Here is a 13900-nt window from a genome sequence, read left to right on the forward strand (position 1 = left end):
AGAGTTCCGTGAGCACTTTTCAGGCCCCCAAGGGCACGTACGACCTGCTGCCGCCCCGGTCCGCGACCTTCCTCGCGGTCCGCGAGGCGATCGCCGCGCCGCTGAGGAACTCGGGCTACGGGTACGTCGAGACCCCCGGCTTCGAGAACGTCGAGCTGTTCTCCCGCGGCGTCGGCGAGTCCACCGACATCGTGAGCAAGGAGATGTACACCCTCACCACGAAGGGCGGCGACGAGCTCGCCCTGCGCCCCGAGGGCACCGCCTCCGTACTGCGCGCCGCGCTCCAGGGCAACCTGCACAAGGCCGGCCTGCTGCCCGTCAAGCTCTGGTACTCCGGCTCGTACTACCGCTACGAGCGGGCCCAGAAGGGCCGCTACCGCCACTTCTCGCAGGTCGGCGCCGAGGCGATCGGCGCCGAGGACCCGGCGCTCGACGCCGAGCTGATCATCCTGGCCGACCAGGCCTACCGCACGCTGGGCCTGCGCGACTTCCGGATCCTGCTCAACTCGCTGGGCGACAAGGAGTGCCGTCCCGTCTACCGGGAGGCCCTCCAGGCGTTCCTCGGCGGGCTGGACCTGGACGAGGACACCGTCCGCCGGGCCGAGATCAACCCGCTGCGCGTCCTCGACGACAAGCGGGAGTCCGTACAGGCGCAGCTGGTCGGCGCGCCCATGCTGCGCGACTACCTGTGCGACGCCTGCAAGGCGTACCACGAGGAGGTGCGGGCGCTCGTGACGGCGGCCGGCGTCGTCTTCGAGGACGACGAGAAGCTGGTGCGCGGGCTGGACTACTACACCCGCACCACCTTCGAGTTCGTCCACGACGGCCTGGGCTCCCAGTCCGCGGTGGGCGGCGGCGGCCGCTACGACGGGCTGTCCGAGATGATCGGCGGACCGGCCCTGCCGTCCGTGGGCTGGGCGCTGGGCGTGGACCGCACGGTCCTGGCGCTGGAGGCGGAGGGCGTGTCGCTGGACATCCCCGCGGCGACCTCGGTCTTCGCGGTGGCCCTGGGCGAGGAGGCCCGCCGGGTCCTGTTCGGGAAGGTCACCGAGCTGCGCCGGGCGGGCATCGCCGCGGACTTCTCCTTCGGGGGCAAGGGCCTCAAGGGTGCGATGAAGGACGCGAACCGGTCGGGTGCGCGGTTCGCCGTCGTCGCCGGCGAGCGGGACCTGGCCGAGGGCCTCGTCCAGCTCAAGGACATGGAGTCCGGCGAGCAGGGCACCGTGCCGCTCGCCGACCTGGTCGACACCGTCCGGGCCCGCCTGGCCTGACGACCGCCGCTGCCGCCGACGGGCGGGGACGGGGAGCCGCCGCGGCGTGCTCCCCGCCCCGCCCTCGTCGTCTCCGGGCCCGGGACGATCCGAGAGGGACGCGCTCAGCGCAGCCCGCGGCGCCCCGCCGTCGTCACCGCCGCCGCGCGGTCCGTGACCTCCAGCTCGCCGAACACCCGCAGCGGGTGCGTCTCCTTATGTCCGTCGAACGGTGGACACACAGCCCCGTACGGCACAATGGCCGGTGCTTGGTGACCTTGCAGATGTGGAGCGGGCGGTATGACGACACGAGGTACGGACGCGGACACCGCCCCGAGGACGACGGTCGGGGGCAGCCGGGCCCTGGCCCTGCTGCTGGTGATCACCGGGGCCGCGGGGCTGCTGGCCGCCTGGGTGATCACGATGGACAAGTTCAAGCTGCTGGAGGACCCGAACTTCACCCCGGGCTGCAGCCTGAACCCGGTCGTCTCCTGCGGCAACATCATGAAGAGCGACCAGGCGGCCGTCTTCGGCTTCCCGAACCCCATGCTCGGACTGGTCGCCTACGGGATCGTGGTCTGCGTCGGCATGAGCCTGCTGGCCGGAGCCCGGTTCAGCCGCTGGTACTGGCTCACGCTCAACGCGGGCACCCTCTTCGGCGTCGTCTTCTGCGCCTGGCTGACCTACCAGTCCCTGTACAACATCAACTCGCTCTGCCTGTGGTGCTCCCTGGCCTGGGTCGCCACGATCGTCATGTTCTGGTACGTCACCTCGCACAACGTCCGCGAGGGGCTGCTGCCCGCGCCGGGCTGGCTGCGGGGCTTCTTCACCGAGTTCACCTGGGTGCTTCCCGTCCTGCACATCGGGATCATCGGCATGCTGATCCTGACGCGCTGGTGGGAGTTCTGGACCTCCTGAGCCGGGCGACCTGTCAGCGGGCTCGCATAGGCTTCCGGTGTGGAACCAGATCTCTTCACCGCCGCAGCCGAGGAACGCCAGGAGAAGGACCCGTCCAGCTCTCCGCTCGCCGTACGGATGCGCCCGCGCACCCTGGACGAGGTCGTCGGCCAGCAGCACCTGCTCAAGCCCGGCTCCCCGCTGCGGCGCCTGGTCGGCGACGGCGCGGGCGGCCCGGCCGGCGCCTCGTCGGTGATCCTCTGGGGCCCGCCCGGCATCGGAAAGACCACCCTGGCGTACGTGGTGAGCCAGGCGACGCAGAAGCGGTTCGTCGAGCTGTCGGCCATCACCGCCGGCGTCAAGGAGGTCCGCGCGGTCATCGAGGGCGCCCGGCGCGCGGCCGGGGGCTACGGCAAGGAGACCGTCCTCTTCCTCGACGAGATCCACCGCTTCAGCAAGGCCCAGCAGGACTCGCTGCTCCCCGCCGTGGAGAACCGCTGGGTGACGCTGGTCGCGGCCACCACGGAGAACCCGTACTTCTCGATCATCTCCCCGCTGCTGTCGCGCTCGCTCCTGCTGACGCTGGAACCGCTGACGGACGAGGACCTGACCGCCCTGATGCGGCGGGCACTGACCGAGGAGCGCGGCCTCGGGGGAGCGGTGACCCTGCCCGCCGACGCCGAGGCCCACCTGCTGCGGATCGCCGGCGGCGACGCCCGGCGGGCGCTGACGGCGCTGGAGGCGGGGGCCGGGTCGGCCATCGCCAAGGGCGAGGAGGAGATCACCCTCGAAACCGTCGAGGAGGCCGTCGACCGGGCGGCCGTGCGCTACGACCGCGACGGCGACCAGCACTACGACGTGGCGAGCGCCCTGATCAAGTCGATCCGCGGCTCCGACGTGGACGCGGCGCTGCACTACCTGGCGCGCATGATCGACGCGGGGGAGGACCCACGGTTCATCGCCCGGCGCCTGATGATCTCCGCGAGCGAGGACATCGGTCTGGCGGACCCGACGGCCCTGCCGATCGCGGTGGCCGCGGCCCAGGCGGTGGCGATGATCGGCTTCCCGGAGGCCGCGCTGACCCTCTCCCACGCGACCATCGCACTGGCGCTCGCCCCCAAGTCGAACACCGCCACCACCGCGATCGGCGCGGCCCTGGCCGACGTACGGGCGGGCCTCGCGGGCTCCGTCCCGACGCACCTGCGGGACGGGCACTACAAGGGCGCGGCCAAGCTGGGGCACGCGCAGGGGTACGTCTACCCGCACGACGTACCCGGCGCCATCGCCGCCCAGCAGTACGCGCCGGACGAGATCCACGGCAAGCGGTACTACGAACCGACCCGGTACGGGGCCGAGGCGCGCTACGCCGACGTGGTGGAGAAGGTCCGCGAGCGACTTGGCGGCGGCTCCTGACGCAGACGGCCCCGGCCGCGCGCCCCGGCGGGCGGCCGGGGCCGGTCCCGCCTAGGCTCCGCCGGTACTGGTCCGACGAGACCGCGCTCGGCGCCGCCTGGCGGGGCGGCGCGTACGCCTGGACCCCGCAGCGCCAGCTGGAGTACGCCAACGACCTCGACGTCCTGCTCGCCGTGGACAAGCAGACCAACTACGACAGGGCAGCAGGACCGCAGACAAGTGGAAGCCGCCGCTCACGACGTACTGGTGCGCGTACGCGCGCCGCTACACCGGCATCAAGGCCAAGTACCGGCCGTCCGTCACCGCCCCCGAGAAGCTCGCGCTCCAGCAGATGCCGACCACCTGCCCCTAGTGCGAGGCCGCCGAGAAGAGGGTGTGCATGGCCCGGCGCAGGCCGCAGATGTCCGCCACCGGCTCCGGGAAGTCGAAGCGGGCGTCGAACGAGCCGCCCGCGCCGCCCGTGAAGCGCACGCGCAGGCCGAGGCGGTCCAGGGCCAGCGGTACGGCGGTCGTGCCGTCCGCCCCGCGCGCGCCCAGCAGTCCGCACAGCTCGCCGAGCCGGTCGCCGTGGGCCGAGTGCAGATGCTGGAGCAGCTCGCTCTCGTGCGCCACCATCGGGTCGGGCTCGGCCTCGCCCAGGTCCTCCGGCTCCACGTGCTCGGCGCCCCACAGGTCGTCCACCGAGATCTCCCCGACCTCCAGGCGCAGCAGCATCCACGCCGGGCGCCCGGTGTACGGGGCGTCCAGGGACTCCGACATCCCCAGCAGCTCGCCCACCGGGTGGCGCTCGGCGAGCAGCGCCGCGCAGGCCGCGCGCTCGTCCCCGCGGACCGCCGTCAGCCACCCGGCCAGCCACGCACGGCCTCGGATACGATGGGGCACGGACACCGGCGCCACGTCCGTGATCTCGATCACGGCGGTGAGGTCGTCGTCCTGGGCGTGAGCGGCTGCCCTGGCAGCCGCGGATTCCCCGGAAACAAGGAGAATCACGTCCCCGTCCGGGGTGACGGTCCGTGCGGCCGGCATCCCCGTCCCGAACTCCGCCAGCTCATGAGTGTCGTGAGCACCCGGCAGAGTGAGGGATACTGAGGCGTTGGACTCTACGAGGGTTCGTACGCGTTCGGCTCCGGTGAGCTGCCGAACGCCTTCCCTGGGACGCGGCTGACCTTGCTTATCGTCGTCGAAAGCAGATTCCGTTTCGTTGGAATCTGAACTTCGACGCGCACTGGGCAGGGGGATCCCATGTGGTCGAGACATTACGTCCTCCTCGCTAAGGTAAGCCTCACCTAACTTACATGGAGGTAGGTTCCACGTGAACCAGAAGCGACCCAAGGTCAAGAAGTCGCGTGCCCTCGGCATTGCGCTGACCCCGAAGGCCGTCAAGTACTTCGAGGCCCGCCCCTACCCGCCGGGCGAGCACGGCCGTGGCCGCAAGCAGAACTCGGACTACAAGGTTCGTCTGCTGGAGAAGCAGCGTCTGCGCGCTCAGTACGACATCTCTGAGCGTCAGATGGCCCGCGCGTACGACCGCGCCAAGAAGGCCGAAGGCAAGACGGGCGAGGCGCTGGTCGTCGAGCTCGAGCGTCGCCTCGACGCCCTGGTCCTGCGTTCGGGCATCGCCCGCACCATCTACCAGGCCCGCCAGATGGTCGTTCACGGCCACATCGAGGTCAACGGCGACAAGGTCGACAAGCCGTCGTTCCGCGTCCGTCCGGACGACGTCATCACGGTGCGCGAGCGCAGCCGCGAGAAGGTTCCGTTCCAGGTTGCCCGTGAGGGTGGCTACGCAGGCGAGGGCGAGACCCCGCGCTACCTGCAGGTCAACCTGAAGGCCCTGGCCTTCCGCCTGGACCGCGACCCGAACCGCAAGGAAATCCCGGTCATCTGCGACGAGCAGCTGGTCGTCGAGTACTACGCCCGCTGACGCAGGCGTAGCCCTCACAGGCTGGTCGAAGCCCGTCGTCCCCTCCGGGGGGCGGCGGGTTTTCCCGTACCCGGGCCCGCTCCTCCCCTCTTTCCGTACCCGTACCCGGGCCCGCCCCTCCCAGCCGTGGACCGCTACGGCTGGTCGGCCGCCGCCCGGCGCGACACCCGGGAGCCCCGCGGCCCGCCCCGCCAGGCCGGCCGCGGCGCGGGGACCGTCCCGCCCCGCTCCCCGGGGCCGCGCAGCGCCCGCACCACCAGCGCCTCCCGGCCCAGCACCCGCCCCTCGGCCGCGCACGCCGCGTAGCGCTCGGTGCCCAGCAGCTCCCCGGCCCGCTCCCGGCACATCAGCCGCGGCGCGTTGAAGTACCCCGAGCCGAACAGCTGGAGCCCCACCCCGCCCCACATCGGCTCCGCCGCGCCCTGGAGCACGGCCGCCTCCGCCGCATCGCCCTCCGCGGCCGTCACCAGGGCCAGCAGCTCCAGCGCGAGCACCAGCCCCACCAGATCGTGGAACGCGTGGTTGATCGCCACGCACTCCCTCAGCAGCCGCCGCGCCTCGGCCGTGCCCCCCGCGTCCAGGGCCGCGTACGCGAGGACGTACAGGGCGTACGCCTTCGTCCAGCGCTCGCCGCGCTCCTCGCAGATCTCCCGCACCTCGCCGCACAGCGTCGCCGCGCCCGCCAGGTCCCCCTGGAAGGCCAGCGCCATCGCCAGCTCCACCTGGCACATCAGTACGCTGCTGTTCAGCTCCCCGGCCGCCCGGTACCGCTCCAGCGCCGCGCCCAGCAGCTCCCCGGCCCGCGCCATGTCGTCCGAGACCAGCGCCAGGCAGCCCAGCCGGTGCACCGCGTACGCGGCCGCCACCGCGTTGCCCGTCCGCGCCGCCGCGTCCCGGCACTCGTACAGGGCGCTCATCGAGGCCACCGCGTCCCCCTGCAGGGCCGCCACGTAGCCGAGCACCCACAGCGCCTTCAGCCGCGAGGCCTCGTACTCCACCGGCTGCTCGGCCGCCTCCAGGGACCGGTCCAGCCAGTGCCGGCCCTCGGTGAGCCGGCCGCAGCCCGCCCAGAAGAACCACAGCGTGCCGGCCAGGTACTGGCCCAGGTGCGCCTCGTCCGGCTCGTCCAGGCAGCACTCCAGTGCGAGCCGCAGGTTCGCCAGCTCCGCCTCCACCAGCGCGGCCACCGCCTCCTGGCGGGGGCTGAACCAGTCCAGCTCACACCAGGTGGCCAGTCCCATGTACCAGTCCCGGTGCCGCCGCCGCAGCCGCCCGGCGTCGCCGAGCGACTCCAGCCAGCCCGCGCCGTACGCCCGTACGGTCTCCAGCATCCGGTAGCGCACCCCGGCCGGGGTCTCCTCCCGCACCAGCAGGGACTGGGCCAGCAGCTCCCCGACCAGGTCCAGCACCTCGTCCGCGTGCAGGTCCGGCCCCGCGCACACGTACTCGGCGGCGTCGAGGTCGAACCGCCCGGCGAACACCGAGAGCCGCGCCCACATCAGCCGCTCCGCGGCCGTGCACAGCTCGTGGCTCCAGCCGATGGCCGTGCGCAGCGCCCGGTGGCGGGGGAGTCCCCCGCGGGCCCCGCCCGTCAGCAGCGCGAAGCGGTCCTCCAGCCGGGCCAGCACCTGCTCCGGGGACAGCGTCCGCAGCCGGCCCGCCGCCAGCTCCAGGGCCAGCGGGATCCCGTCGAGCCGCGCGCACAGCTCGACCAGGGCCGGCCGGTTCGACCCGGTCACCGCGAACGCCGGATCGGCCGCGCGGAGCCGCTCGGCCAGCAGCGCGAGGGCCTCCTCCGGCGCCGGCGGGGCCAGCGGGAAGGCCCGCTCCCCGTCCAGGTCCAGCGGGCGCCGGCCCGCCGCGAGCACCCGCAGGCCGGGACAGGCCCGCAGCAGCTCCCGTACGAGGTCGGCGGTCTCCTCCACCAGCTGCTCGAAGCCGTCCAGGACCAGCAGCAGCCGGCGCCCGGCCAGATGCCCGGTCAGCACCTCCCGCGGCAAGCGGGTGGTGTGGTCGGTCAGCCCGAGGGCCCCGGCCACGGTGAGCTCCAGCAGCGCCGGGTCGCGTACGGAGGCCAGCTCGGCCAGCCACACGCCGTCGCGGTGGGCCTCCCGCCCCCCGCTCGCGGCCGCCCGGGCCGCCGCGAGCACCAGCCGGGACTTGCCCACCCCGCCGACGCCGGTCACGGTGACGAGCCGGGAGGACTCCAGGAGCCGCCCCAGCCCGGCGAGTTCGGCCCCCCGCCCGACGAACCGGCCCAGCTCCGAGGGAAGATTGCCCCGGGCGGTGTTGCGGAGGGGTCTGTGTCGCATGGGACACGGAGGGTACTGCTCCCGCAGCTCTGCGTACAAGGCGCTCGCGCCGGTGCCGGTATTCCGGTAGGGGCGGGGATCTCCGGCGCGATAGGGTCGTAGGGCCATTGACAGAAGCAGTACAGCCAGCAGTCCGAGTACAGACAGAGAGCGGTGTGACGTGTCCGGTGGAGAGGTGGCCGGGATCCTCGTGGCCGTCTTCTGGGCCATCCTGGTCTCCTTCCTCGCCGTGGTACTGGTGAGGCTGGCCCAGGTGCTCAAGGCGACCGGCAAGCTCGTGGCCGAGGTGACCGAGCAGGCGGTGCCGCTCCTGGCCGACGCCTCCACGACGGTCCGCTCCGCGCGCACCCAGCTCGACCGGGTCGACGCGATCGCGAGCGACGTCCAGGAGGTCACCTCCAACGCCTCCGCCCTGTCCTCCACCGTGGCCTCCGCCTTCGGCGGGCCGCTGGTCAAGGTCGCGGCCTTCGGCTACGGAGTGCGCAAGGCCCTGGGCAAGACGGACCCGGCACCGGCCGGAGCGCCGCCGAAGACATCCCGGCGTACCGTGATCGTCGGCCGTACGGTGCCGTCGGCCCGGCGCCGGAAGCAGAAGGGCTGAGACTCCGATGTTCCGCCGAGCCTTCTGGTTCACCACCGGCGCAGCCGCCGGCGTGTGGGCCACCACCAAGGTCAACCGCCGGCTCAAGAAGCTGACGCCGGAGAGCCTCGCCGTCCAGGCCGCCGACAAGGCCGTGGAGGCGGGACACCGCCTCAAGGACTTCGCCCTCGACGTCAAGGCGGGCATGACGCAGCGCGAGGACGAGCTGAACGACGCACTGGGGCTTCACCAGGACCCGGACCGGCCCGACAACGTCACCGCCCTCCCCGGGCCGCGGCGGCTGCGGGCCATCCAGCCCGACCAGCACGACAAGACCACCGAACGACCGAAGTTTTCGTACAACCGGAATGAGGACCACTGATGGAGTCGGCTGAAATCCGCCGCCGCTGGCTGAGCTTCTTCGAGGAGCGCGGTCACGCCGTTGTCCCTTCGGCGTCGCTCATCGCGGACGACCCGACTCTGCTGCTGGTGCCCGCGGGCATGGTCCCCTTCAAGCCGTACTTCCTGGGTGAGGTCAAGCCGCCCGCGCCCCGGCTCACCAGCGTGCAGAAGTGCGTGCGCACGCCGGACATCGAAGAGGTCGGCAAGACCACCCGCCACGGCACGTTCTTCCAGATGTGCGGCAACTTCTCCTTCGGGGACTACTTCAAGGAAGGCGCCATCCAGTACGCCTGGGAGCTGCTCACCAGCTCCGTGGCGGACGGAGGCTACGGCCTGGAGCCCGAGAAGCTCTGGATCACCGTCTACCTCGACGACGACGAGGCCGAGCAGATCTGGCGCGAGAAGATCGGCGTCCCCGCCGAGCGCATCCAGCGCCTGGGCAAGAAGGACAACTTCTGGTCCATGGGCGTCCCCGGCCCCTGCGGCCCGTGCTCGGAGATCAACTACGACCGCGGCCCCGAGTTCGGCGTCGAGGGCGGCCCGGCCGTCAACGACGAGCGCTACGTGGAGATCTGGAACCTGGTCTTCATGCAGTACGAGCGCGGCGCCGGCGACGGGAAGGACGACTTCCCGATCCTCGGCGACCTGCCGTCGCAGAACATCGACACCGGCCTCGGCCTCGAGCGCCTCGCGATGATCCTGCAGGGCGTACAGAACATGTACGAGACCGACACCCTGCGCGTGGTCATGGACAAGGCCACCGAGCTGACCGGCGTGCGGTACGGCGCCGCGCAGGGCACGGACGTCTCGCTGCGCGTGGTCGCCGACCACATCCGCACCTCCGCCATGCTCATCGGGGACGGGGTCACCCCCGGCAACGAGGGCCGCGGCTACGTGCTGCGCCGCATCATGCGCCGCGCCATCCGCAACATGCGCCTCATGGGTGCCACCGGCCCGGTCGTCCAGGACCTCATCGGCGTCGTCGTCGACACGATGGGCCTGCAGTACCCGGAGCTCGTCACCGACCGCAAGCGCATCGAGACCGTCGCGCTCGCCGAGGAGGCCGCCTTCCTCAAGGCCGTCAAGGGCGGCACGAACATCCTCGACACGGCCGTGAGCGAGACCAAGGCCGCCGGCGGCTCGGTCCTCTCGGGCGACAAGGCGTTCCTGCTCCACGACACCTGGGGCTTCCCGATCGACCTGACCCTGGAGATGGCCGCCGAGCAGGGCCTCTCCGTGGACGAGCCCGGCTTCCGCCGCCTCATGCAGGAGCAGCGCGACCGGGCCAAGGCCGATGCCAAGGCCAAGAAGACCGGGCACGCGGACATGTCCGCCTACCGGCAGATCGCCGACGGCTCCGGCGCCACCGAGTTCACCGGCTACGCCACCACCCAGGGCGAGTCCACCATCGTCGGCCTCCTGGTCAACGGCGTCTCCTCGCCCGCCGCCTCCGAGGGCGACGACGTCGAGGTCGTCCTCGACCGCACCCCCTTCTACGCCGAGGGCGGCGGCCAGCTCGCCGACCAGGGCCGCATCAAGCTCGACTCCGGCGCCGTCATCGTCGTCCGCGACGTCCAGCAGCCGGTCCCGGGCGTCTCCGTCCACAAGGGCTCCGTCCAGGTCGGCGAGGTGACGGTGGGCGCCTCCGCGTACGCCGCCATCGACATCAACCGCCGCCGGGCCATCGCCCGCGCCCACTCGGCCACCCACCTGACGCACCAGGCGCTGCGCGACGCGCTCGGCCCGACGGCCGCCCAGGCCGGCTCCGAGAACTCGCCGGGCCGCTTCCGCTTCGACTTCGGCTCCCCGAACGCCGTGCCCGGCTCGGTGCTGACCGACGTCGAGCAGAAGATCAACGACGTGCTCTCCCGCGAGCTCGACGTGACCGCCGAGATCATGAGCATCGACGAGGCGAAGAAGCAGGGCGCCATCGCCGAGTTCGGCGAGAAGTACGGCGAGCGCGTGCGCGTCGTGACCATCGGCGACTTCTCCAAGGAGCTGTGCGGCGGCACCCACGTCGGCAACACCGCCCAGCTCGGACTGGTGAAGCTGCTCGGCGAGTCCTCCATCGGCTCCGGCGTGCGCCGCGTCGAGGCCCTCGTCGGCGTGGACGCGTACAACTTCCTCGCCAAGGAGCACACGGTCGTCGCCCAGCTCCAGGAGCTGGTCAAGGGCCGTCCGGAGGAGCTGCCGGAGAAGATCGCCTCCATGCTCGGCAAGCTGAAGGACGCCGAGAAGGAGATCGAGAAGTTCCGCGCGGAGAAGGTCCTCCAGGCCGCCGCCGGCCTCGCCGCCGGCGCCCAGGACGTACGCGGCGTGGCCCTGGTCACCGGCCGGGTGCCGGACGGCACCGGCGCCGACGACCTGCGCAAGCTGGTCCTCGACGTCCGCGGCCGGATCGGTCAAATGTCGGGGCAGGGCGACCGCCCGGTCGTCGTGGCCCTGTTCACCGTGGCGAACGACCGCCCGCTGACCGTCATCGCCACCAACGAGTCCGCCCGCGGGCGCGGCCTGAAGGCAGGCGACCTGGTCCGCGCCGCCGCCAAGACCCTCGGCGGCGGAGGCGGCGGCAAGCCGGACGTCGCCCAGGGCGGCGGCCAGGACCCGGCGGCCATCGGCGACGCCATCGCCGCCATCGAGCGCCTCGTGGGCGAGACCGCCTGATGACGCTGCGCCGCGGCCGCCGGCTCGCCGTCGACGTCGGGGACGCCCGGATCGGGGTCGCCTCGTGCGACCCCGACGGGGTGCTCGCCACACCGGTGGAAACCGTGCCGGGCCGGGACATCCCCTTCGCCCACCGGCGGCTGCGGCAGCTCGTCGCGGAGTACGACCCCCTCGAAGTCGTGGTCGGCCTGCCCCGCTCGCTCAGCGGGCGGGAGGGGCCGGCCGCGGCCAAGGTGCGCGTCTTCGCGAACGAACTGGCCAGGGGCATCAAGCCGGTGACGGTGCGTCTGGTGGACGAGCGGATGACCACGGTCACCGCCGCCCAGGGCCTGCGGGCCTCGGGGAGGAACGCGAAGAAGGGGCGTGCGGTCATCGATCAGGCGGCCGCGGTGGTGATCCTACAGAACGCTCTGGAGACCGAACGGGTATCAGGTAATCCGCCTGGCGAGTGCGTCGAAGTGGTTGTCTGATCGCGATACGGTAACGTTCCGCGCGATGAGACGGCATTCGAACAAGCCGTCGCCTACCACCAAAGAGGCGGAACCGGGTGTCGCGGAGTACCGAATCCGCGGCCTTCGTCTCGCGGCTCTAGGGGACCGATGACTGAGTATGGACGGGGCCGCGGCTCCGAACCGTGGCACCCCGAGGACCCCCTGTACGGGGACCAGGGGTGGACCGCGCACCAGACCCAGCAGGGCCAGCAGGGCCAGGCGCCCTACGGCGGCGCCCCGCAGCAGACGTACCCACAGGAGCCGCAGTACCAGGAGCAGCAGCAGTACCCGGACCCGGACTACCGCGACCCGCAGTACCAGCGGCAGTACCCGCAGTACCAGGAGCAGCAGTACCCGGAGCAGCGGTACCAGGACCCGCAGTACCAGCAGGACCACGGGCAGCAGCAGTACGCGGCCGAACCCCCGTTCGGGGAGGCCCAGCAGTACGCGCAGGCCCAGCAGCACCAGCAGGCCCAGCAGCACCAGCAGGGGTACGCCCCGCAGCAGTCGCACCCCCAGGCCCAGGCCCAGGCCCAGCCCCAGCAGCCGTCGGTGTACGACTCGCAGGGCTGGGACACCGGCCAGGGCCAGTACGTCGCCGCCGCCGCGCAGACCGACGCGTACGCCGGGACGGACCCGTACGCCCAGCAGCCCGTCGCCGGCTACCCCGGCGAGACCCCGGACCTGTACACGACGCCCGAGGCCTTCCCGCCGCCGCAGCCCCCGGGCCGCCGGCACCTGGAGCCGGAGCCGGTCGAGGGCCAGGACGCCGACGGGGCGGCCGAGGAGCCCGACGGCTTCTTCGCCGGGGGCGGCGACGACGGCGACGAGCCCGGCGACGGACGCCGGGGCGGCCGTTCGAAGGGCGGCAAGCCCAAGCGGCGCAGTGGCGCGGCCTGCCTGATCGCCGCCGTGGTGATCATCGGCGTGGTCGGGGGCGGCGGCTACTACGGCTACACCTACATCAAGGAGCGCTTCGGCGCGGCCGAGGACTTCGCGGGCGAAGGCTCCGGCGAGACGGTCGAGGTGACGATCCCCCAGGGTGCGGGCCTCGGCCAGATGGGCCGGATCCTCAAGGGCGCCGGCGTGGTCGCCAGTGCCCAGGCCTTCGTGGACGCGGCCAAGGCCAACCCCGACGGCGGCAAGATCCAGCCCGGCGTCTACCCCCTGAAGAAGGGGATGTCGGCGGCGTCGGCCGTCGAGTTCATGACGGACCCGTCCAAGCTGAACGTCCTCACGGTCGCCGAGGGCTGGCGCAACGCCAAGGTCTACGACGCGATCGACAAGAAGCTGAAGAAGCCCGAGGGCACCACCCGCGACATCGCCCAGCGCGAGGTCAAGAACCTCGGCCTGCCGGCGTGGGCGAACAACAACCCGAAGATCATGGACCCGCTCGAAGGCTTCCTGTACCCGGCGCGCTACGACCTCAGCCAGGACAGCACGCCCGAGTCCCTGCTCAAGCAGATGGTCAAGAACGCCACCGACAAGTACATCGAGCTGGGCATCGAGGGCAAGGCCAAGGAACTCGGCCTGGAGAACCCGCTCCAGGTGGTCACGGTCGCGAGCCTCGTCAACGCCGAGGGCAAGAACCACGACGACTTCCGGAAGATGGCCGAGGTGGTCTACAACCGCCTCGAGAAGACGAACGACGTCACCAACCAGAAGCTCGAGTTCGACTCGACGTACAACTACATCAAGGGCACGAGCGAGATCAACTTCTCGCTCAAGGAGGCCAGGGCCTTCGACCACCCCTACAACACGCACTTCGTCAAGGGACTGCCGCTCGGCCCGATCGGCAACCCCGGCGCGGACGCGTTGAACGCCACGCTCAACCCCGACGAGGGCGGCTGGATGTTCTTCGTATCGGTCGACGGCGACAAGACGACCTTCACCAAGACCTACGAGGAGCACCAGAGGCTGGCCGCGGAGTTCCTCGAGCGGCAGAAGCAGAAGAACGGCGGGTAGCA

General features: G+C 71.8%; 11 protein-coding genes. 9 read left to right on the forward strand and 2 right to left on the reverse strand.

The genetic code is table 11. The features are described 5' to 3' along the window. Nucleotides 1-8: 8 nt before the first annotated feature. The 3 genes from hisS (at nt 9) to OTB16_RS24255 (ending at nt 3560) form a co-directional block, all read left to right on the forward strand. A complete protein-coding gene (gene hisS, locus OTB16_RS24245) occupies nt 9-1271 on the forward strand; it encodes a histidine--tRNA ligase (protein WP_267722849.1) in 1263 nt (420 codons plus the stop codon). Nucleotides 1272-1550: 279 nt separating this feature from the next. After that, nucleotides 1551-2168, forward strand: coding sequence for a vitamin K epoxide reductase family protein (locus OTB16_RS24250; protein WP_267722850.1), 618 nt, complete (start codon nt 1551-1553; stop codon nt 2166-2168). A gap of 39 nt (nt 2169-2207) precedes the next feature. After that, complete coding sequence (locus OTB16_RS24255) at nt 2208-3560, forward strand: replication-associated recombination protein A (RefSeq protein ID WP_267722851.1); 1353 nt, start codon at nt 2208-2210, stop codon at nt 3558-3560. A gap of 348 nt (nt 3561-3908) precedes the next feature. Here OTB16_RS24255 and OTB16_RS24260 read toward each other — a convergent pair whose 3' ends face one another. Beyond that, nucleotides 3909-4817 (reverse strand): DUF2470 domain-containing protein, encoded by a 909-nt coding sequence (locus OTB16_RS24260; RefSeq protein WP_420717786.1) that lies wholly within the window; start codon nt 4815-4817, stop codon nt 3909-3911. A 55-nt stretch (nt 4818-4872) separates the two neighbouring features. Between OTB16_RS24260 and rpsD the strand changes: the two genes are divergently transcribed. After that, entirely contained in the window at nt 4873-5484 is a 612-nt protein-coding gene (rpsD, locus tag OTB16_RS24265) for a 30S ribosomal protein S4 (protein ID WP_008740451.1), read from the forward strand. Nucleotides 5485-5618: 134 nt separating this feature from the next. Here the strand turns inward: rpsD and OTB16_RS24270 are convergent, their stop codons facing one another. Continuing rightward, nucleotides 5619-7796 carry an ATP-binding protein gene (locus OTB16_RS24270; protein ID WP_267722856.1) on the reverse strand — a complete coding sequence of 726 codons (2178 nt, stop codon included), beginning with the start codon at nt 7794-7796 and terminating at the stop codon, nt 5619-5621. A gap of 160 nt (nt 7797-7956) precedes the next feature. On the opposite strand from OTB16_RS24270, the gene OTB16_RS24275 reads away from it, so the two are divergent. From OTB16_RS24275 to mltG, 5 genes are all read left to right on the forward strand, one after another. Further along, nucleotides 7957-8397 (forward strand): DUF948 domain-containing protein, encoded by a 441-nt coding sequence (locus OTB16_RS24275; protein ID WP_267722857.1) that lies wholly within the window; start codon nt 7957-7959, stop codon nt 8395-8397. 7 nt (nt 8398-8404) lie between these two features. Then, on the forward strand, nt 8405-8758 hold the full coding sequence (locus OTB16_RS24280) for a hypothetical protein (RefSeq protein ID WP_267722859.1): 354 nt from the start codon (nt 8405-8407) through the stop codon (nt 8756-8758). Next, the gene (gene alaS, locus OTB16_RS24285; RefSeq protein WP_267722860.1) at nt 8758-11442 is read left to right on the forward strand and encodes an alanine--tRNA ligase; all 2685 of its coding nucleotides are present in this window, start codon (nt 8758-8760) and stop codon (nt 11440-11442) included. Before OTB16_RS24280 ends, alaS begins: the two co-directional genes overlap by 1 nt. Then, entirely contained in the window at nt 11442-11912 is a 471-nt protein-coding gene (ruvX, locus tag OTB16_RS24290; RefSeq protein ID WP_267722862.1) for a Holliday junction resolvase RuvX, read from the forward strand. The genes alaS and ruvX overlap by 1 nt, the downstream gene beginning before the upstream one ends. Before the next feature lie 129 nt (nt 11913-12041). Beyond that, the gene (mltG, locus tag OTB16_RS24295) at nt 12042-13898 is read left to right on the forward strand and encodes an endolytic transglycosylase MltG (protein ID WP_267722863.1); all 1857 of its coding nucleotides are present in this window, start codon (nt 12042-12044) and stop codon (nt 13896-13898) included. Nucleotides 13899-13900: the final 2 nt, after the last annotated feature.

This window comes from Streptomyces antarcticus (assembly GCF_026627255.1).
Taxonomy (GTDB): Bacteria; Actinomycetota; Actinomycetes; order Streptomycetales; family Streptomycetaceae; genus Streptomyces; species Streptomyces antarcticus.